The sequence below is a fragment of the Aquimarina gracilis genome (assembly GCF_035285365.1).
Taxonomy (GTDB): Bacteria; Bacteroidota; Bacteroidia; order Flavobacteriales; family Flavobacteriaceae; genus Aquimarina; species Aquimarina gracilis.
The window spans coordinates 547,725-571,147 of the sequence record NZ_JAYKLX010000003.1 but is presented as its reverse complement, the minus strand read 5'-3'; the positions used below and the strand labels follow the sequence as shown (position 1 = coordinate 571,147).

The following is a 23,423-nucleotide window of genomic DNA, read 5'->3' as shown; positions in this document are numbered from 1 at the left end:
CTTTTACTAAAAAAAATAAAATATTTTAAACAGGAAGTGTTTTTAACTCATCCAAAGCTTTATTAAATAGAGCCTCAATAAACTTAACCACATCTTTAACATTAAAATCAATATTCCAATGATAATCTTTTCCTAAAAGTGCAACATCCAACTGTGCATCAAATAGGTTTCCTTTTTCTATTTCCTTTAAGCTTCCTGAAATTTTAATCTTCTTTATATCGATAATATCTCCTGCATGTTTTGCAATATATTCTGAAAGTTTCAATACTCCTTTTGCCCCCAATTTTGCTCCTTCCAAAATTGCTTTGGCGCTCTCAAATGCAACCGCCTCTGTACTTTTTTGAATAATTTCAAGTTCTTTTTTAGCTGCTTCGAAGGCCAAATATGCTGCAGATCTTCCTATGGTGTTAATTGCATTACTTGCCTGTGTGATCGCTTGTTCCCCAGATACCTTTACAGCACTTAAACTTTTTAAAGCTCCTTGCCACACCGTATAGTCGCTTCCGTAACGAACACTTTCTAGTGTTTTCTTGGCGGCTTCAAAAGCGGTGTAATTCACTCCTGTCTTTGCAGCTTGTACTGCAGCTTTTGCAGATTCGAATGCGGTATAGTTTACTCCCGTTTTTGCCGTTTGCAATGCTGCTCTTGCTGATTGAAATGCGGTGTAGTCTACCCCGTATTTCGCGCCATCTAAAAATTTCTTTGCTGCAGCCAATACTCCTTTGGCAATCCCATATGCTGCCAATGTTGTACCGTAATTATAATGATGCTTTTTTAGTTTATTACACTTGCGGCTGGCACTATCTACAGCTCTTTGAGCAGCGCCTATACTGTTATTATATTTTCGTTCTGCATCATTTACAGCTTTTTGTGCTGTTTTTATACCATTATTATATTCTCTTTGGGCAACATCCAGGTCACTTTGCGCTTTTTTCATCCCAGCATTGTATTCTTTTTGAGCGGTAGTTACATCGTTTTGAGCTTTCTTTAATGCATTGTCATACGTACCTTTTGCCTTCTTTACATCTTTTTGGGCTTTTTCAAGATCTTTGACATACTTTTCCCTCTCTTTATTAAGGTTGTCTGTAAGTTTTTTGAGATAGACATCTGCATCTTTTTGAGCTTTGGTAAGTGCTTTTTGAGCTGGAACAAATTTGGCATCGTATGCTTTTTGGGTCTTATCCACATCGGCTTCAGCTTTATCTATTCCTGCTTCAGCATTTTTGAGAGCTGTATCCAATCGTGCTGCAACTTCATTTTTCAGATATGCACTGATATTATTGTCCATCTCTCCTGAAAGTTTGAAATCCAATGTTTCTGGCTTCGTAATGGTTCCTATACTTTCTCCTTCAATTTTATATGTTAGAGCACCAAAAAAGTTTTGCTCGAATGTAAAGGCTATTCCTTGATTAGAAATATCTACATAAACCCCTTCTTTGGCACCCAAAAAAGAAATACTTCCATCGATTAACAAGGACTGTTTTGATGTGGTTAGTACAAGGTCTACAGAAGCATCTTTGCCTTTTTCGCCTCCTATCTTTAGAGGACCAAAATTAAGGTTATCTATATGTCCTACTCCTTCGATTCCGGTATCAGAAACTCGGGTATACATCGCTATTTTTTTTCCGGCTATTACCAAATCCCCTGAAAAGCTAAACCCGGGTTTGTAGGTAATTGTTCCTATAGATCCTCCAGCAGGCGCACAATACAACTCTAACTCCTTTAGCTCAAAAAAGTCTGGAACATCTGGTATATTTATATGAGTTAGATTGGCGGCAAATTCTATTAATTGCGAAGGATTTAATTCCTCTAGTTTCCCCATTAGAATTTCTTCCATAGGGTTTTCTGAAATGCTTACTGCCATATCGATTACAGTATCTGCAATTTCGAGTCCACCTGCAATTCCAAACTCCGATGGGATTCCCGTTGCTACAAACTGCTCATAAATAATGCCTATTTGTAAAGCTAGAGCCGGACCAATTTTCACACCATGAATACCGAATGGATTAACCCAATAGTTTTTCATAGTAACCGATCCTTTGGCTTCAATTGCTCCTACCGATAGTGCCATATCAAAATGAAGTGGTGTTGTTTGTTTTGGCACATCTACTTCTATACCAAATACCAACATTAATGATGGCTGTGGGGTAATATTAATTTGAATTTTAAAAGGGTCACATTCTACCGAGTGTCCAAGATGCAATCTCGTATCCGGTATCTCTATGCCAATATTGGTTGCGGCTCCAAAATGAGCTGTTAATATTAGCCCCACATGCTTTTCACCTGTCAAACTTGACAACCCCGGAATCTCTTCTAAAACTCCCATTAATTGTAAACCTTCTTGTACAGAATAATTAAGCCCTTCATTTTTGGTAACACAACTAGCCGAAGCGTAAATAAATCCAACTTTTGAAAACGACAGTTCATCTACAAAAGAACCTTGAGTTTCGGGAAAAACATGAGACATTTTAAAAGAATTTGCAACAAGATCAGCATATAGGACTGTAGTCCAATCGGTATATTTTTCGAAGTAGATTCCGCAGTCAACAGTAACCCCTTCGATAACTGCTTCGCCAGAAATTTCGAATTTGGCAGGTTTCTGCGTCGATTTCTTATAAATCTGAAAATCTAGTGCGGTCTTGTTTATTTTAACCGGACCCAAGGTGAGATTACCTAAAGCTCCATAAAATACGACTCCCATACACGAAATCTCTGCCTGGGTATCAAAAGTGTGCCCATGTGCGGTAGCATTGGTCATTACAGTAAGCCCCATTTTCACATCGGTGGTGTCAATTTTACAATCTGCCGTCGCCAAAGCAATACTTGTATTCTTAAAATCAATAGTAAATTCTGGTAGTGTTAATCCACCCGGGGCAATTTTTATAAATATGTTGTTAAGCTCATCTAGATTAAAATCATCTACTTTTGCTATCACACCAGTAGCTTCAGGTGTTACAACACCGCCAAAATCAAATGTTGTATTACCTACAACAAATTGCGATGCTATATTTAATGATTTGGTCTCGCCAATTTTTCCATTGACGGTAACATTTTCTAGAAAAAGTTCCTGAATTCCAAATGCTCCTTTTAAGTTTTTGGCAGTAGCATTTAAAATCAAGGTTTTGTTTTCTTCGGTAAGCTCGGCAGTTAGTTTACCTTCATCTTTATCTGTAAGGTCATTTATATCAAAATCCCCAGCAATTTTTGGCACGATCACCCAATTTTTATCCTTTTTGGTAAGATCTAACTGTATCCAGGCTTGTGTTAATGTCACCCCTTGAAATATTTCTTTGTGAAATTGTAAAACGCTTTTAAAAGTTGCATTTTGAGGCGTTATTTTTTGAGTAAGATCTTTGCAACTAGAAATTATTGTTCCAGTAATTTCGATATAATCATCACTATTTAAGTAGTCCTTAAAGATAGAAAGTGTTCCTTCCATCGTTAACTTACCCTTAAAAGATATTTTATTTTTTAATCCCGATGCGCTAGCATCTTCAGAAATTTTGAGAGTGACTCCGTCAAAAACAAATTCATCGACATTTGTGCAGTTAAAATCTTTAAAAAGGTCCGAAAATTTAAAATTATCCTTTATAACAGGACTTGATTGAATTGTGGTAAGCATCGTTGTTATTTTTTGTGCACTTCTGTCTAATATGATCATCAAAAAGACAGCGTTGGTTGATTACTTAAAAATACCACAGTTTTAACAGCGGCACCAGTATTTCTATGCTTATTTTTTGTAGAAAAAGAAATTTTACTTTGTTGAACAAGAGTCTATAGAATGTTTCATTCAATTTGTTATAAAACCAATAATAATTCTGGCCAATTCCTCCTTATCTACTTGTTCGATAGGATGAGGACAATTATCTATTACTTTAAACTGCCCTTTGAGCAATGAATTAGCAATTCTTTTAGATTCTTCGTGACCTACCATCTTGTCTAAATCGCCTATTCCAATAAGAGTTTCATTATCTATATGCATTATTTCCTTTTCTTGTAATGTTGGGTTATTTCCCAAATCGCTCATCATTTTGGCCGTCTGTTCTACAACATGACTCCAATACCTTTCTGAGTGTACTTTTTTAAGATATTTTGTAAATTTTGGAACTTTTTCTTGCATTTTTACAGGGTTTAACATTTTCACCTCCTGTTCTGCAAATGCCGGAGTCCAATCAAATTTGGTCCCCAAAGTCATAATTTTCCCGATTACTCCATTATATTTTCGAGCTACATTCAACCCCACATAGCCCCCCATACTATACCCAAAAATATGTGCGCCCTGTATTTTATTTTCCTTTATAAATGCCAAGGTTTGTTCTGTAAATAAATCTATACTATAATCATGAGTAATAGGTTTACCCCCATGTCCTTCAAAATCAAAAACCAAAACATTCAGTTCTTTTGACAAAATATTGGTGAGTTCTTTAAATTGATTTTTACTTCCCAAAGCTCCATGAAGCAGAACTATATTTTCACTCATATTGCGATTCATTTAATTGTGCTAAAACATTAAAGTGTTGATATTTACTTTCTATACATTTTAAAAATACTTTTTTTTAATGAAAAAATAAATCCATACACAAATCATAAACAATTACATATCAATAAAATAAAAGTTTTTAAACGACTACAAACGGTTACAAACGAAACTAAATACTTCCTAACCGAATCTCTAGCAAAACCAAATCTATGTTTGCATCGTCGAAACATAAGAACTCGATAGTATCAATTGTTTAATACGAAAAACTAAAAATTATGAACACGATTAAAAACAAAGTACAGTTGATTGGAAACTTAGGACAAGAACCAGAAATTGTAAATCTGGAATCTGGAAAAAAATTGGCCAAATTCTCTATCGCCACCAATGACCATTATTATAATAAACAAGGTGATAAAGTTACAGATACACAATGGCACAATATTATAGCATGGGGTAAAACTGCCGAGATCATAGAAAAATATGTAAATAAAGGTCAGGAAATTGCCATAGAAGGAAAATTAACCTCTAGAAGCTATGAAGATAGTGAAGGAAAAAAAAGATACATCACAGAAGTAGTTTGTAATGAACTATTGATGTTGGGTAAATAAAAAAATGGGCGTCAGGTATCTGACGCCCATCTTTATGTTTTCATTCTAAAGGAAGTTACCTTCATCATCAGTTTTTACTCTTATAAGCTTATCACCATTTTCTAATCTAAGCTTATACATTTTTTTTGTAACACCTTTCTTGTCATGGAAATTAACCAAATAGACATCTTTGGTAACATTCCAACCCGGAAATCTTTTTTGTATAGATTGCGATACGGATACCGGTAGTTTTACATTCTTAAATTTTTCTACAGTACGCAAAACTTTACCATCCTTATCATAAGCCGCCAAGATCTTACCCTCTGGGATATAAAAGGCTACTTCGTAGTGATCATATTCATCGTTATAGATATCAGAACTTTTTATATCATATGTTGCCACTTTGCGTTGTAATAGCTCTATAGGAAGTGCTTCATCTTCCGCGTCTGTCTCACTGAGATATTTATAATTCGTAGCAATAATCCATACTTCGGCCAATTGCTCTACATTTTGAGAAAAGGACTGAAAAGTGAATCCGAATACAAGTAAACCTAAAACTATTTTTTTCATGATTTTAATTTTTTATGAATGATTAGTAAAAATTAAAAAAATGACCTTTGTTGTGTATCCCCTAAAAATATCCAGCCTATAGCTAGTAAACTATGACATTTATCAGTTTTATTAGTAATGTCCTTTTGTAATCCGAAGTAACTTTCAGAGACTAATTCGTAAAAGGTAATCACAAAATTCATTATTTTTAACAATACTAACTCATAAACCGTCGTCCTCTCTTGAATATATATGCCAAATATTGGGTTTTGGAAGCATGTAACTATTTTAATAAATTAGGTCGAATCTTCGCACTACGTGCTGGCGAAATTCTGGAAACCAAAAACATTGATCTGAATGCTACCACCGGGTTAATTAAAATTTTGATTTTCAAAAATATTTCAGTCCCCTAACCTTAAGATCAAGCCCGCAATACTTATAACGTCAAGAATGATTTTACCTCTCATATATGAAACTCACACAACTAAAACTCATCTTACTGCTCATTATTCTTTCTCGGGGAGTTTTACATGCCCAGGAAATTGAGGCCTCTATTTTTATAACGGCCAATACAAATGAGAATTCGGGATTAGACATCCTAGAAAAAATTCAATCTTCTTCCGTGGATGCACAAAATGCCACGCTTCTAATTGTTGGAAATACTATAGAATCCAAGAGCATCAAAAAAAGAGCATCAAAAACTTCATTAGGCATGCAACTGGATGCCATCTCAGACTTTAATGGAGAAATCATATTTACTCCCGGAACTAATGAATGGAAAATATCGGGTTATAAAAATGTAAAGAGAATCGAAAAATTTATACAAGAAAATAGCCGAGCAAAATACTATCCCGATGATGGCTGTCCCATTAAGAAAAAAGATATTTCAGAAAATGTAGTTTTAATAGCTATTGATTCTCAATGGTTTTTGGAGGATTGGGATAAAAACATCTACATTAATGATGATTGCGACATACAAAACAGAACTCAGTTTTTTCAGGAGTTTGAAAGTCTTCTCAAAAAGAATCAAGATAAAATCAAGATTGTTGCTATGCACCATCCCATTTTCTCGAATACCAAAACGGGAATTCTGGCAAGAACAGGTGGTACTTCAATACAGGATTTTCAGAACAAACAATATACCCTCTTAAGAAACAAACTTATTACACTCACCAGACAAAAGGAAAATACTATTTTCATTTCTGGAAAAGACAAAAACTTACAGTACATTAATAAATATGGTATTCCTCAAATCATAAGCGGTTCTGTAGGACGAACGGAAAAAACTAAACTTGGTAAAACCAATGAATTTGGTTCTACAAAAAATGGTTTTGCCAGATTAGATATTTATAATACTGGAAAAGCTGGGGTTGAATATTTCGATATTGAGACCAATTCTACTCTTTTTTCCAAAATCATATTTCCTGGAGAAAGCCCAGAAATATCTTACGATTTTAAACCTAAAAGTAGCTTTGGAACTTCGCAAAAAGCCTCAGTTTATTCAGTCGAAGAAACTACAAAAGGAAAACTCTATCGCGGTTTATGGGGTGATCATTACCGAAAATACTATAGCACCCAAGTAGAGGCCCCAATTGTATTTCTCGATACTCTTAAAGGAGGGCTTACACCTATACGGCGAGGAGGTGGACACCAATCTAAATCGTTACGATTAGAAGGTAAAGATGGGAAACAGTATGTAATGAGAGCCCTAAGAAAGAGTGCCATTAAGTTTTTACAGGCCACTGCATTTCAAGATAAGTATATAGAAGAAGATCTTCAAGATAGTTTTGCCGACCGGTTTCTACTGGATTTTTATACTACTGCACATCCTTATACACCATTTTCGGTAAATACTTTGGCAGCTGCAGCAAATGTATATCACACAAATCCCGTCTTATATTATGTTCCAAAACAAGAAACTCTAGGCGTATTTAATGATGAATATGGCGATGAACTATACATGATTGAAGAACGAGTAGAATCCAATCATAGTGATTTGGCAAGTTTTGGAAAACCCAAAGATATATTAAGTACCGATGATGTCCTACAAGAAATTCGAAAAACGGGCAAATCCATTGTTGACGAACCTTCTTACATACGAGCAAGACTATTTGACATGCTAATTGGTGATTGGGATCGCCACGAGGATCAATGGCGTTGGGCTCGTTTTGAGAATGGTGATGGTACAGAGCTATGCAAACCTATACCGCGAGATAGGGATCAAGCTTTTTCTGTATTCGACGGAAGCATACTTTCCTTTTTGCGTTTTGCGGTTCCTTTTATACGAATGATGCAGTCTTTTGATGAAGAGCTCCCAAATACCAAATGGTTTAATTTCGAACCCTATCCTCTTGACCTTACATTTATAAATAAATCAGATTGGACCGTGTGGGAACAACAGGTGAATTACATTCAAAATAATGTGACCGATGAAATTATCGAAAAGGCATTTAAAAAACTTCCTAAAGAGGTTAAAGGATCAACCATTGAAGAGATCAAAACAAAACTAAAGGGTAGAAGAGAAAATCTAAAAGATATTGCCAGGCGATACTATCTGTATATTAGTAAATTTGAAGTCATCGCCGGGACCCAAAAAGATGACGATTTTATTATTAAAAGACTTCCCGATGGCAAAACCTCTATTGACATTCTAAGAAAGGATTTGACTATTTTCAATAGAACATTTAGCGCACAGGAAACTAAAGAAATTTGGCTTTACGGTTTGGATGGAAACGATTCATTTGTAGTTGAAGGCAATGGCGATAACCCGATTAAGACCCGAATTATGGGAGGTCGAAAAAATGACACCTATGACTTTAAAAACACAAAGAAAGTAAAACTCTATGACTACAAATCAAAGAACAATACTATAGTAAATAAAAAATCGCGTAGGTGGCTTGTAGATTCTTATGAGATCAACAATTACGACTACAAAAAACGTAAATACAATGTAAACCAGTTACTTCCCTTAATCGCATTTAATCCAGATGATGGCCTTCGTGCCGGATTTCTAAACACCTTTACGCAATATGGATTACAACGAAATCCTTTTACCCATAAACATTCTTTAGGAGCCTCCTATTATACGGGATCGGGTGGCTTCGATGTTTCCTATACCGGTGAATTTTCAAACATCTTCCATAATTGGAACTTTGGTATCGAGGCAAAATACAACAGTCCTACATTTGCTATCAACTTCTTTGGATTCGGGAATGAAACAGAATATGATCGAGATGATGTAGACTTTGACTTTAACAGAACTCGAATTGAAAAAATAAGTACCGCAGTTTCTCTTATTTGGAGAGGTCGGGATGGAGGAAATTTTTATGTTAAACCTATATTCGAATCCTTTGAAGTCGAGAACACCGCCGGAAGATTTATCAATGCAATCCCGGCAGATAACGATGTATTTGAAAAGCAAAACTATGCAGGAGCCGAAGTACATTATCATTTCGCAAATAAGGATAACCTTGCTTTTCCAACCTATGCGTTAAATACAGGTATTACCGCTGGCTACAAAACCAATATAGATGGAGGAGATAATAAAAATCGTTTTGCATATGTAGAACCATATTTTTCTATTGATCATCGACTTGATAAAACTGGAAATCTTGTTTTTGCAACAAAAATTGGTGGAGAGGTCATTTTGGGAGATGAATTTGAATTTTATCACGGAGCCCAAATAGGAGGAAATAATGGACTACGAGGTTTTAGAAATGAACGGTTTACCGGGAAATATGCACTATATCAAAATGTTGATTTAAGATTACTTCTGGGGAAATTCAAAACTAGTTTTATCCCATTAAAATATGGCATAACCGGAGGGTTTGATCATGGTAGAGTTTGGATTAAAGATGACAATTCTGATCAATGGCACATCGCCACAGGTGGGTCATTTTGGATTAGCGGATTAGATACTTTCTCTGCAAATATTGGATTCTACGGTAGCGAAGATAGTGGCCGTATCATTTTTACAGTAGGATTCGCTTTTTAACACAAAAAAGAAATTATTCTTTAAAATAAAGTTTCACTCTAAAAACATTCACAAATGTCACAGCAATTAAAAAAAATCACTGAAAGCCAATGTTCTGGTGCCCCTTCAAAATATAATGATTTAAAAGTACTATTTCTAAATTGCACACTCAATAGAACACCTGTATTATCACATACTGAAGGGCTAATTGAAGTCGCCAAAAAGGTTTTTGAAGCCAACGGAGTAACCACAAAAGTGATTAGACCGGTAGATTATGTAATCCCGGCAGGATTGGGGCTCGACATGTCACAAACTCCCGAATGGGAAAAAGATGACTGGCCAATGCTTCAAAAAGAAGTAGATGCTTGTGACATATTAGTACTATGTACTTCAGTTTGGTTAGGCGAGAAATCTTCGGTATGCAATCGAGTACTTGAACGAATGTATGGTTACACCCATCAATTTAATAGCAAAGGACAATATAGAGACTATGGAAAAGTTGGGGCGACTCTCATCACAGGAAACGAAGATGGAGTAAAACATTGTGCAATGAATATCCTTTTTTCACTTTCGCATATTGGTTACACAGTGCCCCCTCAAGCCGATGCAGGATGGATGGGAGAAGCCGGACCAGGCCCCTCTTACAGGGATGAAGGATCCGGAGGACCAGAAAATGATTTCACAAATAGAAATACAACCTTTCTAGCATGGAACTGCATGCATTTGGCCCGAATGTTAAAAGATAATGGAGGTATTCCTGCTCATGGTAATCAACCAGACGAATGGGAGGCGGGTTGCAAGGCCGGGTTTGATAGTCCTGAACATAAAAGGTAGTTGGATAACCTGTTACATACTTCATAAAAAGTATTCTGTATGAAAACTTATTTTGCAATTGCAAAGCTTTGGTTGGTACTACTGTTATTTTCAGAAGTCAATGTATATGCTCAACAAGGATGGATGCTAGGAATAGCTCCATCTTTAGAAATGAATGAGCAACTTTTGGGAATTAACGGCAGGATCTACTATGGCCCCAATGATCATTTTTGTTTTGGTCCTGAGGTTACTTTTTTTCCTTATCAGGAAATTAATGAAGAATACGAACTTTCCCTTACCGAACTGAATCTTAATACCCATTACATCTTTGAACTTACCCATAAACTAGGGATATACCCACTTGCGGGTTTAAATTACAGTATCGAAAAAGAACGCCTTATTAATCAAAATACTCAAACTAAAGAAGAAAATGAGTTTGGATTGAATTATGGTTTTGGTGCTCATTACAACTTAAAAAAACTTTTTGCTTTTATAGAATTTAAAGGTGTAGCCGGTAAACTTAATGATGAATTTATTTCTGCCGGTGTTATCTTTTCAATCTTCAGAAAAACTCAAAAACAACCACATTAAATACTACAATTCTAAATATATCACACGTCAAAACATTTATTAAAATCACAACACATGACAACTCAATTGCACTTAGCAGCACAGTACCTCGCCGCTGCCGGAATAAGCTTTCTAGAAAAAAAGGAAGACGATAGCCATACAAATCTTGGATTCTCAATAACCGAAGGAAATCTATATACACGTCCTCTAAATGAAGCTGGTGATACACTTTCTCTTAATTATCATCGTTTTACTTTAGAATGGAATTCTAAAAATTCGAAAAGCTCATTGCGGTTAGATAAAACCCTGCATTCTGAAGTTTTAAAGTGGATACAAGTAACCGCTGAAGAAGCAAATATCAAAAAGCAATATAATTATGATTTTCATTATGACTTACCCTATGACAAGATTACTAATGATTTCGAATTTAAATTAACCGATCCCTCGAGGTTAAAAAGGTTAATTCACTTTAGGACTCTGGCACAGCTCTCGATAAAAACCTTTCTAGAAAACCATAAAATAGAATCAGACATAAGAATTTGGCCCCATCACTTTGATACAGGAGCATTTGCAATGCTTAAAAACAAATCAAATATGTCTATTGGCTTGGGGCTGGCAATCCCAGACTCTGTGGTTAATGACTACTATCTCTATATTAGCGGTTATCACGGTCATGATGCGGTAGACACATCCAACTTTAATTCTTTAACCATAGGAAATTGGTACACTGAAGGCTTTAAAGGTGCGGTCTTGCCTGTTAGTGAAATTGATCAAAAAGACGCAGTTATTTTCTTTGATCAGGCATTTTCAATCTATTCTAATCAATAAATATGGAAAACTGGTATGTCCCAATAACAATTATCCCTGGTATAGGATTATTAATCCTATCTACTTCAAACTTGTTAATTGCCCTAAGTAACGAAATTAAAAACCTTATTCAGGACTCAAACAATCAACGTTTAATTCAAAGAAAATTAAAACAGCTTAAGTTACTTAATGGGGCAATGGTCTTTTTGTACCTATCGGTAGCTTGCTTTATGATTTCGGGATTAATTTCTGGATTGTTTAGAATTGTAGAGACCAAAATGAATTTTTCTGTTTATATGGCAATTATAGGTATTGTATCGGCACTATTGGGGCTTATTGCTCTTATTGTCTATTCATTTAAAGCTGTTAAAATAAGACAAGATCAATTTCAAAATTTACCAAATGAATAAAGGAAATTGAAAGATTTAAAACTTTATATTTTTTTACACAAAAATAACCTAACCATAATTTATTATCCTTTTAAATCTTTGAATATCATTTTTACATTTCACAAATAAAATCGAAAAAAACATGGCATTAATATCAAACAAATATTATAATAGAGATTTGTCTTGGCTGCGCTTTAATCATCGAGTGTTACAAGAAGCAGCCGACAGAAACAATTCTCTTTATGATCGTATAAAGTTTTTAGCCATTTTTTCTTCAAACCTTGATGAATTTTTCAAAGTTAGGGTGTCTGATATAAGAAAGATTAAGAATCTGGATAAATCATTGCGCAAAAAACTAATCACAAAGCCCAATAAACTCCTGAAACAAATAAAAAAGCAGGTACATCTTCAACAAGAAGAATTCGGAAATATTTATACAAATGACATCCTAAATGAGCTTAAAAATGAAGGAATCAAATTAATTGCTTGTGAAAGTTTTTCAGAATCCCAAAAGAAGTTTGCCAAAGTATATTTTGAAAAACATCTAAAAAATGAACTGGTAACCACTATTAATAATATATCAAACCGTGAATCTGTTTTTATTGAAAATGAACAGCTTTATCTTACTGCATTTGTAAATAACAAAGAACTTCTTGTGGTCAAAATTCCTTCAGACACGCCTAGATTTATTGTGTTTCCAACCAAAGGCAGTTCTTTTGACATCACTTTTGTTGATGATATTCTGAAATATAATTTAGCAGAACTTTATGCCGAAAAAAAGACTTCTGATTTTTATGCCATTAAAATTTCAAGAGATGCAGAACTCTATATTGAAAATGAATATTCGGGTGATTTACTTACCAAAATAAAAAACTCTCTGGGAAACCGGGATACTGGACAAGTCACCAGGCTTCTTATTGATGAACGAATGCCAACAGAATTGTTGGAACGTACCCAACAAATACTAGATGCAAACGAAACAGATATTCTTTATGGAGGGAAATATCATAACTTTAAAGATTTTTTTGGTTTTCCCAATCCAACAAATAAAAAGCTATCAGAAGACAGCATCGAACCTATTCCTCACCCAGAACTTAGAAACTACACCTCTATTTTTAAGGCGATTGCCCAAAAAGATAGATTACTCTATTATCCCTATGAATCTTTTGAGGATATTCTTCGATTGGTAGAACAAGCAGCAGGTGATAAAAATGTTACCAAAATCAAGGTTACTCTTTATCGTGTAGCAAAAAAATCTAGATTGGCAGAAGCTTTGCTTAAAGCCACACAAAATGGAAAAGAAGTTTTCGTTTTTATAGAAACCAAAGCCAGATTTGATGAAGAAAACAATATACGATGGGGTAAGATCCTAGAAGAAAATGGGGCAAAAGTAAGATACAGTTATCCAGGAATTAAAGTACATTCGAAAATATTATTAGTTGAGCGTATTGAAAATGAAAGCACTAAACATTATAGCTACATAAGCACAGGTAACTTTAACGAAAAAACTGCCAAAATTTATACCGATTTTGGTCTTATGACCGCCAATAAAAAAATTACCTCAGAGTTAAATCAAGTATTTCAATTATTGGAGGGAACTATAATTGTTCCTAAAACCAAAAAATTGTTGGTTTCTCCTTTTTCAACACGAAATACATTTGAAAAATTAATAGGAAAAGAGATTGATAATGCAAAAGAAGGAAAAGAAGCTTATATCATCTTGAAACTAAATAGTCTTCAAGACTATAAAATGATTGATCTACTATACAATGCAAGTAATGCAGGAGTGAATATACGACTTCTGGTTAGAGGAATCTGTTGTTTGGTACCAGGAATCAAAGATCAAAGTGAAAATATTTATATTACCAGCATTGTTGATCGATTTTTGGAACATAGTAGAGTATATATATTTGCGAATGGAGGAGATGAAAAAATGTTTATAGGCTCTGCAGATTGGATGACTCGTAACCTTGATCACAGAATAGAAGTAATCACACCAATACTAGATCAGGATGTATTCTTAAAAATAAGAAAGATGATCCAACTACAATTGGATGATACCATAAAAGCCCGTATTATCAATGCCGAGCAAGACAATGCATATGTAAATTCAACTAAATCTGTGAGAGCCCAAATAGCCACTTTATCTGCAATAACCCAGAAATAAAAAAGAATAGCTTATTTTGTATAAAACTTAAGATATTCTTGTTCTAATATTTCTGAAGATAGACTTTCACTGGCAATAAAGTCAGACTGGATGCAAAGCCCTCCCGAAATGGTTCCATATTGCATGCATTTTTCAAGTGAACATCCCTTTGCAAAGCCATATAAAAAACCTGAAAAAAAGGCGTCTCCGGCTCCATTGGTATCCTTTACTTTATAATTCTTAATTGCTGAAACTTCAATCCAACCATTTTGACTAAGTAATGTGGCCCCTTTTCTTCCGTGTGTACAAACAACCAGTTTTTTACCTCGATCAATCATTTTTTTCATAAATATCTTATAATCTTTCAGATTATCTGAACTTAAAAAAATATAATCTGATGCGGCTATAAAATCCTGATGATACTCACTATGACCATCATAATCGTGCAAATCTGTCCATATTGTGATATGATGTGATTTACAAACAGGCAATACATTTCGGCAATAGTTCGAAACATTTACTACCACGAAATCAGATTTCTTAATTACTTCATCAAACTTATTGTACTCAATGTTAGGTTCATCGGTCATTGGATTCATAAAAATAGAGATGCGTTCACCTTTTTTATTCATAAGGTTTAAGTGGCGTTCGGTTCCATTAAGGTCAATATCATGAATGAATTTCAGGTTAGGTTGGTCAAGATATAATTTGATTTTTTCGGCATATATATCGTCGCCAATTAATGAATGAAATGTAACATCAAATCCTAATTTTGCGAGAGTAACTGCTTTTCCTGCTCCCGTATTACCAACGGTCTCTTTAAACTTGCAATGATGAATTGTAGTTGGGATTGGGTTTGGAAACTCATCCAGGTGTATTACTGAATTAAAGGATACACCACCTATATTAAACACTTTTTTCATTTATTAATTTTTACAAAAGATGCCCCATAAGAGATTCCGGTAGGTTTATGGTTTTTATCATATTCGATAGATTTCAATACATATTCATCTTCTGAAACCCACTTGTAAGTATATATTCTATATCTACCATCGGTTATCCCTTGAAAAAATACCTTACTCGCTACGTTTCCATTTTTATCAATGGTACCATTTCCTACAGAAGTGCGATTCCCAGAAAAACTAGAAAGAGTATTAATTTCTTTTTTATCAGAATCATAACTCCAAAAAGCACTACCATGTGATGCCCCGGTATCTACAATCAAAAGAATACTGTTTTTTGTATTTATTTCTTTACAAACAGTGTGGTGATCTTTTATTTTAATGGATCTTTTCGTTAAGTTTTCGTCGACATATTCCCAGTTATCATCTTTTAATGTCCATTCACCAATAAATTTTTTGAATGGATTTTCACTTTTTTCAGCATATCTAAAAGTATCTTTAAAAGTATTTTCATTGCTTTTTAACGTGATCTTTCTATTCTCTCCTGCTTCCCAATCGTCGCCATTCAAAGTATATTTATAATTCAAAAATTCGATTCCTTCAGGGGTTTCAAAATCAAAAGAAACCGTATATACTCCATCTTTATCTGGATCTAACATTTTGATTCCTTCATACCAGGACAATGGTCCAAAATCTCCTCGGAGCTGAACATTGAAATCTGTATTTTTATTTTTCATATCGACATTAAACGTAAGTTGCCTTTTCTTTTGCGCATAACTGTGTATGGGAAACATAACCATAGAAATTACTAGAAGTGTCGAAAAAATAAATCTAAGTCTTAGAAGCTTACTTGTTTTGTGATTGTTCATTTCTCTTAGTTTAAAAAGGTTAATATTATTCTTTTTGATGTATATGCGTACCAATTTGTCTGTGTATTCTTAAGGTATTGTCCTCGAGTCTTTGCCAATAGGAAATTCCCAATCCCTGCGTATTCCCAGAAAACCCTGGTACTGTCCAATCAACATAAAAGCCCGTATATCGTATATAACCATTATCTACGACATCATAATCATATGTCCATACTTGCAAAGAGTCTATTTTTGCAGGATTTTTATAATAGGCCTGATAATGTTTCAACAAAGCAGATTTACCAACCTTAATTGTATCTGCAAAAGGAAGATATTTTGCATCTTCAGTATATCCATTTGCCGATCTTTCTGGAATTCTATCCATCACATTAGTTTTATTTAAGGCGTTATAGGCTTCCATCTCCCAAGGTATATTTACCTTATACGGTTTGGATACTGTGACATTGGCAGCGATTAACGCTTCGGGATTTTTTATATGATTTAGGTAGCCAAAAGCTTCCGCTTTTAATGTAAGTTGCTTATCCTTTAATTTCCATACGTTCAGGTATTTTCCTTTATACTCTTTTGTATTACTTAATGTTTTGGTAAACAATCCAATTTCGATAACTCTATTTTCAAAAACAATTACTTCAATGATTTCTCTTGTATACTTTTTTAAACTTTCTTTTTCGAAAATTTCATTATAGTATCCTTTGATATTGTTCGTATTTTGTATCAAAGGGTGAAACTCTGCCATTAGCAATGCATCTTCAGCATACAATCCGCTTATCTTGTCAAACGATTTTGTTATTGCAGCGTCAATAATTTGCTCGTTGTATTTATGCAACTGTTTTCTTATATCTCTTTTTTCAGGAATTTGTGTTGTAAATTGTTTTGTACCCGAATCTGTACATGAAAAAAACATTAAAATGACGAAAACAGAGATATAATTAAGTTTCATTGGTCTATTGTATTAGGTTTGTACTACTTCTTTAAATCCAAAATCAACGCTGTGTTTTTACCAATTGCAATGGTGTCGAGAGTTTCATAGTTGTTACCTGTAATGATATCAATCCCTTTTGAATATCCTTTGAATGATTCATAATATCTAGTCAGGTCAAATGTTTGAATATTCTTATCACTATTATTGATTATCACCATGGTATTTTCGTTATCCGTGTGCCTGAAATAGACATAAACATTATGATCTGGTTTATAGTGCGTAAGCTTTCCCTGATGGATGGATTTTGCATTTTTTCTCCAATTAAGGATTGTTTTAACGTAATTAAACACTTCATTTTCTTTATCTGTTCTTCCACTTGCGGTAAATGCATTTCGGGTATCCCCTTCCCACCCCCCTGGAAAATCCTCTCGCAACTGCCCATCGGGTTTATCTTTTTTCATAAGAATTTCATCTCCATAATACAGTTGTGGAATTCCCCTGGTGGTTAGAGTAAACACCATGCTTAGTTTTAATTTTTCCACATTCTCTCCTAATATTCCAAATATGCGCCCTTGATCATGATTACCATTAAATACTTTATTGTTATATGCGTTTCCGTAAACAAAATCTTCTGCCAGAGTTTCATATAGTTTGTATATGTCACCTTCTTTGCCAAACGACTCTAAAATTGCAAAGTAAAGTGGATAGTCACTCACGCTATTCACATAAGAGGTATATCCATTTCTATTGGTGTTTTCATTATTCCAATACGATAGGTATGACGTTCGACTAGCCCAAGTTTCGGCTACCATATAAAAACCAGGGTACTCGTTGGTCAAGGCTTGCATCCAATTTGACATAGCATTTTGATCCGGATATGGGTATGTATCCATTCGTATACCGTCTAGACCAGCATACTCGACCCACCAAATTGAATTTTGGATCATGTATGTTTCCATATACTTATTTTCAAGATTTAAATCAGGCAAGTTTTTATCAAACCAACCCTTTGTTAAAAGATCATAGTCGCTACGTGAGGCATAAGGATCAGAGGCTATAATGGTTGCAAAATTTGTAGACGTATAAGATTCCCATTGGTTTAACCAATCTTTTGAAGGCAGATCATTCATCCACCAATGCCCGGCTCCACAGTGATTAAATACTTGATCCATAATAACCTTCATTCCATTTTGATGACTTTTATCTACCAGTGTTTTAAAGTCTTCATTAGTACCAAATCGAGAATCGGTTTTATAAAAGTCTGAGATCCCATATCCATGATAAGAATATGCAGGCTGATCATTTTCTTGAAAAGGATTTAACCATAATGTAGTAACCCCGTATTCTTTGATATAATCAAAATGATCCAAAATTCCTTTAATATCTCCTCCATGTCTCCCATCGTGATTCTTGCGGTCAACTTTTTCAATAGTATCATCTGTAGAATCATTGGAAGTATCTCCATTTGCAAAACGATCGGGTGTAATAAGGTATATAACATCAGAACCATCGACTCCCTGTCCTTGATTTTCTCTTTTTACCCTTGGTTTCAATGAATATTGATACTCCATTTTTTTGCTTCCCTTTATAAAAGATACCCGAAACATTCCTGGTTTGGTGTTTTCAGAAATCTTAAGGTTCAGGAATATATAATTAGGATTCTCCGCTTTGTTTGTACTTATAACCTCTACTCCTGGGTAAGAAATTTCAATTTTGTAGTCACTTATCTTATCACCATGAACGAGTAATTGTAATTGAGTGTTTTTCATCCCAACCCACCAAAAGGGAGGCTCAACATGTTTAAGTATTTTGTTGTCGTTTTGTTGTGCATTAAGGAATAGTCCTAAAAAAATGACACAAATAATGATTAGTGGTAATGTTTTTTTTTGCATGTATTAATTATGATTTTCCTTCATAATTACAATGCATAATTGTTGCAACCAAATTGTTTATACAGATGTCAATTTTCAAGGACCGAAAGCAAGTTATCTGTTAACTTTAGAAAATATAATCTGATTTTGTAGTTCGTAAGAGATTGCAAGTCATTTGTCCTTGATTTTGTTTTTTACCAATATTTTTTCAGACTTTAGTAATCGCTATGAAATCAGAACAAATTATAAATACAGTACCTCTAAACAGTTTGTTTTCCAAAAAGATTACAAAACATATATTGTATTGGATCGGGATTTTAGTTTTTTTCGGAATTACCTGGGGCACCTATGATCACGATTACAAACGATCTTTTCTTATTCAGTTCTTTGGGCTTCCCGGCAAAATTGTTCTGGTCTATATTACATTATTGTTTCTAATACCAAAATTCTTTGTTACCCGTAAGTTTACTTTATTTGTCATTTTCTACTTCTTCACTTTAGTGGTAACAACCATCATTATTCAAAGACCGATAATGTTGTATCATGTAGAGCCCAATTACCTACCCGGGTGGAACAGTGCCGGTTTTTTTGCTGTCAACGAGATTATGAAAACTGCTCTTGATGTAAACAATGCAGCCATACTCCCTATGGCTTATATTTTCTTCAAATTCTACTACAATTCGCAACAAAAGGCGCTTAGCCTTGAAAAAGAGAAACTGGCAGCAGAATTAAATCAACTTCGTAATCAGGTACATCCACATTTTTTATTTAATACCTTAAACAACTTATATTCTTTAATTATTCAGAAATCGAGCAATGCTGAAGCTGCGGTATTAAAACTCTCGGGTTTAATGCGATATATGCTTTATGAAGCCAATGTTCCTAAAGTTCCCTTATCAAAAGAAATAGAATACCTAAAAAACTATGTAGATTTGGAGAAGTTAAGGTTTGATGACCAAATGGATATCAGTTTTAATACTGAGACTGATAAAGAATATATGATACCTCCTTTTTTACTTATTCCTTTTGTAGAAAATGCGTTCAAACATGGCTCTCATATACAAAGTAACTCGTGGATTGTCATTAGCATTTTGGTAAAAAAGAAGAGCCTAATCATGAAAGTGGAAAATTCAAAATTGCAAAATCAAAAGCAGGATATAAATCTTGAAGGAGGAATAGGATTTACCAACGTAAAAAAACGATTAGAATTATTATACAAAAACAACTACTTATTAAAAACTGAAGACACCGGACTTTCTTATGAATCAACCTTAAAGCTAAATCTTGACACCAATGAACGCTAAAGATAAAATAACTTGTTTGGTTGTAGACGATGAGCCTCTGGCCAGAGATATCTTGGTAAACTATATTTCTAGAGTTGATAATCTTGAACTTATAGGTAACTGTGCCAACGCCCTTGAAGCCTTTAATGTAATTGCAAAAAAAAATGTCGATTTGCTTTTTTTGGATATCGAAATGCCAGAAATTACAGGAACCGATTTCTTGAAGCAATTAAACAATCCTCCAAAAGTAATATTCACAACAGCATATAGTAACTATGCTGTAGATGCTTTTGATCTAGAAGCATCAGATTATCTTTTAAAACCCATTGAGTTTCCAAGGTTTTTAAAATCAATACAAAAAATTTTTAAAGAGTTAACACCTATAAATGTTCCTCAACAAATACCCAACGAGAGTACTGTAAACCCAGACAATAATGCTTTTATTTATCTTAAAGTTGAAAAAAAGATGCAAAAAGTGTTTCTAAGAGAAATCCAGTATATCGAGAGCATTAGAAACTATATAAAAATTAAAACGGTAGATCGGGAAATTGTGGCACTCAAAAGCATATCAAATATTGAAGAAACACTTCCTAACACAAAGTTTTTAAGAGTGCATAGGTCATTTATTGTTTCGCTAGACTTTATTGATTCTTTTTCGCCAAGTGAAATTGATATTAAAGGAGTTAAGATTCCCGTAGGCCGAAATTACAAGGAAATTGTTAAAGATACTTTAGGGTATTTTTAGTATACACAGTTTATCGTATTTACGTAGCAGTACGTAGTCATTTTTTTCTTTAAAATACATATCTTTAATCCTACACAAAAGCAAAACAACTTTTAATCAACCTACCATGTCATGAATGTTTCACAAACACTCTCCAGCCTTCTCAAAAAGGATAAAATCTGGATTATTGTTATTACCACGGCTCTTGTTATTTTGGCTTTTACTAATATTTTTGTAAATCCGGCAATAGATTTTTTATCAAAAGTAAATAGTGATATGATGCTTGGTCTAGGAGCCGCGATGGAACTAAAAAGTATTGCCACAAATGTAGATAATTCTAATATACCGCTACTAGGAGGGCTTGCTACAGAACTTGAAGGTATTTTTTCGAGAGCTGTAAATTATCTAACTTTTGCAAACATCGTAATTGGTGTTCAAACTATATTAGTGAATATTGGGAAATCGGTTTTATTCAAAGTGCTCCCACTTATATTTCTCGCAGGTATATTTATAGAAAAATATAAACGACTAGCTCTTAAATTGTTGATTGTAGCACTGCTTATCAATCCCGGTCTTTCCTTATATGTTAACGGTATTCATTATGTATCGGACACCATGGAGCTGGACTTGGGATCAAAATTACATGAACATCTATCTGCAATTAAAAATAAATACAACAAAAAAAGAGAAAAAATAACAACACAACAGGAAGCACGTAAAAAACGGCAGCTCGAAAAAGCCAGAAAAAAAGGACACAAGGATATCAGTATTGTCAAAAAAGTGGAAGATGCTGTTGTAAATAAAGTTGAAGATATTGGGGTAGGTGTTGAAGAAGGATTCTCTGAAGCTTTTGAAATTTTAAAAGAGGGTAAAAAAGAGCTCATGAAACTTATAATAAATATGGCTAGTAATTTGGTGGTTCTTTTCTTAATATTACCCTTATTGTATTTTTATATCATGAGCTTTGTTTTTAAAAAATTCTTTCATTTTTCCAGTTTAAGTGCTATTGAAACTGCCGAGGTTAAAAATTTGAAAAACCTTGGAAACGATTTCAAAAGTGACATTAAATAATTTATAAATGCTCTTATTTCCTAAACCAATTATCCAATGAAAAAGATGTTACCTTTTGTACTGTTTATATTGTTTTTAACTATTTCTTGTAAAAAGGATACAAATGCGAAAACCGATAACAAAAACCAAGATTCACAAAAGAGCCTATGCAATGATGAAAAAAGACGAATCGAAACTGAACCCACAATTTTGGGCATTGACATTTCGCATTTTCAGCACGATATAAAATGGGATGAAATTAAGGCTGACGGTGTCAATTTTGTATACATGAAAGCCACCGAAGGAACACATTTTAAAGATCCTAAGTTCAAAGAAAATCATGCAGCAACAAAAAAAGAATGTTTATATCGTGGTGCGTATCATTTTTATGAAACAGGGAAAGATCCCAAAAAACAAGCCCTTAATTTTATAGAAGCTGTTGGTGAGCTAATCGCGGGAGATCTACCTCCTGTTTTGGACCTTGAAGAGTTAGGTGTCAAAACACCTGTAACTAAAGAAATGTATGAAGTAAACACCCTTATTTGGTTAAAGACTGTCGAAGAAAAGCTAGGTGTGCGGCCCATAATCTATACCAACTCTTCTTTTGGAAATCAATATTTAAAGCATCCAGAATTTGCAAAATACCAATTATGGGTGGCAGAGTACACCAAGGCCCAATCTCCCAAAGTACCAGAAACATGGAAAAATAGGGGTTGGATTATCTGGCAACGCACTGATAGAAAAGCAGTAGAGGGGGTAGGCAAAGTAGACTACGATTTATTTAATGGAAAGGCTGAAGACTTTTTGAAAATGATAAAAAAATAGTTTTCTAAGGTTGCAATGTTTTTTGAATACATTTGTTCATGAATCAGAATCGATCCAAAGAAAGTGAATATTGGACACAACGGTATGCCGAAGATCGCACAGGTTGGGATATTGGTTATGTTTCTACACCTATTAAAGAATATATTGATCAACTGAGCGATAGAAATCTTAAGATCTTAATTCCAGGAGCTGGTAATGCCTATGAAGCCGAATATTTGTTTAAAAAAGGATTTAAAAATGTTTTTGTGTTGGACATTTCTCAAACTCCATTAGACACCTTTATAGAAAGAGTTCCAGAGTTTCCAAAATCTCAACTATTGCTCGATGATTTTTTTACAATGACAGGAAGTTATGATCTTATCCTGGAACAAACTTTTTTCTGTTCGTTTATTCCTACTCCAGAAAATAGAAAGGCTTATGTGGTCCAAATGGCAAATCTTCTAAAACCTTATGGTAAATTAGTAGGGCTTTGGTTTGATATTCCACTTACCGGAGATATGGAAAAACGACCTTTTGGTGGGGATAAAGAACTATATCTTTCCTATTTACAAACTCATTTTGAAACTAAAACTTTTGAGAAAAGCTACAATTCTATCCTTCCCAGACAAGGAAATGAGCTCTTTGGAATTTTTATAAAAAAATAAACCTCTATAACAGAGGCTT

19 protein-coding genes are annotated in these 23,423 nt (G+C 34.1%); 12 read left to right on the top strand and 7 right to left on the bottom strand.

All coding sequences use genetic code 11. From position 1 onward, the window contains the following. Positions 1-25: 25 nt before the first annotated feature. Positions 26-3,622, bottom strand: coding sequence for a hypothetical protein (locus U6A24_RS08430; protein WP_324179507.1), 3,597 nt, complete (start codon positions 3,620-3,622; stop codon positions 26-28). Between the two features lie 168 nt (positions 3,623-3,790). Beyond that, positions 3,791-4,480 (bottom strand): alpha/beta fold hydrolase, encoded by a 690-nt coding sequence (locus U6A24_RS08425; protein ID WP_324179506.1) that lies wholly within the window; start codon positions 4,478-4,480, stop codon positions 3,791-3,793. A 275-nt stretch (positions 4,481-4,755) separates the two neighbouring features. On the opposite strand from U6A24_RS08425, the gene U6A24_RS08420 reads away from it, so the two are divergent. Then, on the top strand, positions 4,756-5,088 hold the full coding sequence (locus tag U6A24_RS08420) for a single-stranded DNA-binding protein (RefSeq protein ID WP_324179505.1): 333 nt from the start codon (positions 4,756-4,758) through the stop codon (positions 5,086-5,088). 45 nt (positions 5,089-5,133) lie between these two features. Here the strand turns inward: U6A24_RS08420 and U6A24_RS08415 are convergent, their stop codons facing one another. Next, complete coding sequence (locus tag U6A24_RS08415; protein ID WP_324179504.1) at positions 5,134-5,637, bottom strand: nicotinate-nucleotide adenylyltransferase; 504 nt, start codon at positions 5,635-5,637, stop codon at positions 5,134-5,136. A gap of 448 nt (positions 5,638-6,085) precedes the next feature. Between U6A24_RS08415 and U6A24_RS08410 the strand changes: the two genes are divergently transcribed. The 6 genes from U6A24_RS08410 to ppk1 all read left to right on the top strand — a co-directional run bounded on the left by U6A24_RS08410 (position 6,086) and on the right by ppk1 (position 14,335). Further along, a complete protein-coding gene (locus U6A24_RS08410) occupies positions 6,086-9,610 on the top strand; it encodes a metallophosphatase (RefSeq protein WP_324179503.1) in 3,525 nt (1,174 codons plus the stop codon). Positions 9,611-9,664: 54 nt separating this feature from the next. After that, positions 9,665-10,423: a flavodoxin family protein gene (locus U6A24_RS08405; protein WP_324179502.1), complete on the top strand. Its 759-nt coding sequence runs from the start codon at positions 9,665-9,667 to the stop codon at positions 10,421-10,423. A 39-nt stretch (positions 10,424-10,462) separates the two neighbouring features. Further along, positions 10,463-10,993, top strand: a complete 531-nt coding sequence (locus tag U6A24_RS08400) for an outer membrane beta-barrel protein (protein WP_324179501.1) — start codon at positions 10,463-10,465, stop codon at positions 10,991-10,993. 54 nt (positions 10,994-11,047) lie between these two features. Next, a complete protein-coding gene (locus tag U6A24_RS08395; RefSeq protein ID WP_324179500.1) occupies positions 11,048-11,800 on the top strand; it encodes a hypothetical protein in 753 nt (250 codons plus the stop codon). A gap of 2 nt (positions 11,801-11,802) precedes the next feature. Beyond that, on the top strand, positions 11,803-12,189 hold the full coding sequence (locus U6A24_RS08390; RefSeq protein WP_324179499.1) for a DUF2721 domain-containing protein: 387 nt from the start codon (positions 11,803-11,805) through the stop codon (positions 12,187-12,189). 121 nt (positions 12,190-12,310) lie between these two features. Further along, complete coding sequence (gene ppk1 / locus U6A24_RS08385) at positions 12,311-14,335, top strand: polyphosphate kinase 1 (RefSeq protein WP_324179498.1); 2,025 nt, start codon at positions 12,311-12,313, stop codon at positions 14,333-14,335. A gap of 11 nt (positions 14,336-14,346) precedes the next feature. Here the strand turns inward: ppk1 and U6A24_RS08380 are convergent, their stop codons facing one another. The 4 genes from U6A24_RS08380 to U6A24_RS08365 are packed head-to-tail and all read right to left on the bottom strand — an operon-like array spanning position 14,347 to position 18,899. Continuing rightward, on the bottom strand, positions 14,347-15,237 hold the full coding sequence (locus tag U6A24_RS08380; RefSeq protein WP_324179497.1) for a carbohydrate kinase family protein: 891 nt from the start codon (positions 15,235-15,237) through the stop codon (positions 14,347-14,349). After that, positions 15,234-16,085, bottom strand: coding sequence for a hypothetical protein (locus U6A24_RS08375; RefSeq protein WP_324179496.1), 852 nt, complete (start codon positions 16,083-16,085; stop codon positions 15,234-15,236). Before U6A24_RS08375 ends, U6A24_RS08380 begins: the two co-directional genes overlap by 4 nt. Before the next feature lie 25 nt (positions 16,086-16,110). Then, on the bottom strand, positions 16,111-17,025 hold the full coding sequence (locus U6A24_RS08370; protein ID WP_324179495.1) for a YybH family protein: 915 nt from the start codon (positions 17,023-17,025) through the stop codon (positions 16,111-16,113). 23 nt (positions 17,026-17,048) lie between these two features. Continuing rightward, a complete protein-coding gene (locus U6A24_RS08365; protein ID WP_324179494.1) occupies positions 17,049-18,899 on the bottom strand; it encodes a glycoside hydrolase family 13 protein in 1,851 nt (616 codons plus the stop codon). Positions 18,900-19,105: 206 nt separating this feature from the next. Between U6A24_RS08365 and U6A24_RS08360 the strand changes: the two genes are divergently transcribed. The 5 genes from U6A24_RS08360 to U6A24_RS08340 all read left to right on the top strand — a co-directional run bounded on the left by U6A24_RS08360 (position 19,106) and on the right by U6A24_RS08340 (position 23,404). Then, positions 19,106-20,182 carry a sensor histidine kinase gene (locus U6A24_RS08360; RefSeq protein ID WP_324179493.1) on the top strand — a complete coding sequence of 359 codons (1,077 nt, stop codon included), beginning with the start codon at positions 19,106-19,108 and terminating at the stop codon, positions 20,180-20,182. Continuing rightward, positions 20,172-20,906 (top strand): LytR/AlgR family response regulator transcription factor, encoded by a 735-nt coding sequence (locus U6A24_RS08355; RefSeq protein ID WP_324179492.1) that lies wholly within the window; start codon positions 20,172-20,174, stop codon positions 20,904-20,906. The genes U6A24_RS08360 and U6A24_RS08355 overlap by 11 nt, the downstream gene beginning before the upstream one ends. 111 nt (positions 20,907-21,017) lie before the next feature. Continuing rightward, on the top strand, positions 21,018-21,956 hold the full coding sequence (locus U6A24_RS08350; RefSeq protein WP_324179491.1) for an ATP synthase subunit B family protein: 939 nt from the start codon (positions 21,018-21,020) through the stop codon (positions 21,954-21,956). 36 nt (positions 21,957-21,992) lie between these two features. Further along, complete coding sequence (locus U6A24_RS08345; RefSeq protein ID WP_324179490.1) at positions 21,993-22,760, top strand: glycoside hydrolase family 25 protein; 768 nt, start codon at positions 21,993-21,995, stop codon at positions 22,758-22,760. Between the two features lie 38 nt (positions 22,761-22,798). After that, entirely contained in the window at positions 22,799-23,404 is a 606-nt protein-coding gene (locus U6A24_RS08340) for a methyltransferase domain-containing protein (RefSeq protein ID WP_324179489.1), read from the top strand. The last annotated feature ends 19 nt before the right edge of the window (positions 23,405-23,423 follow it).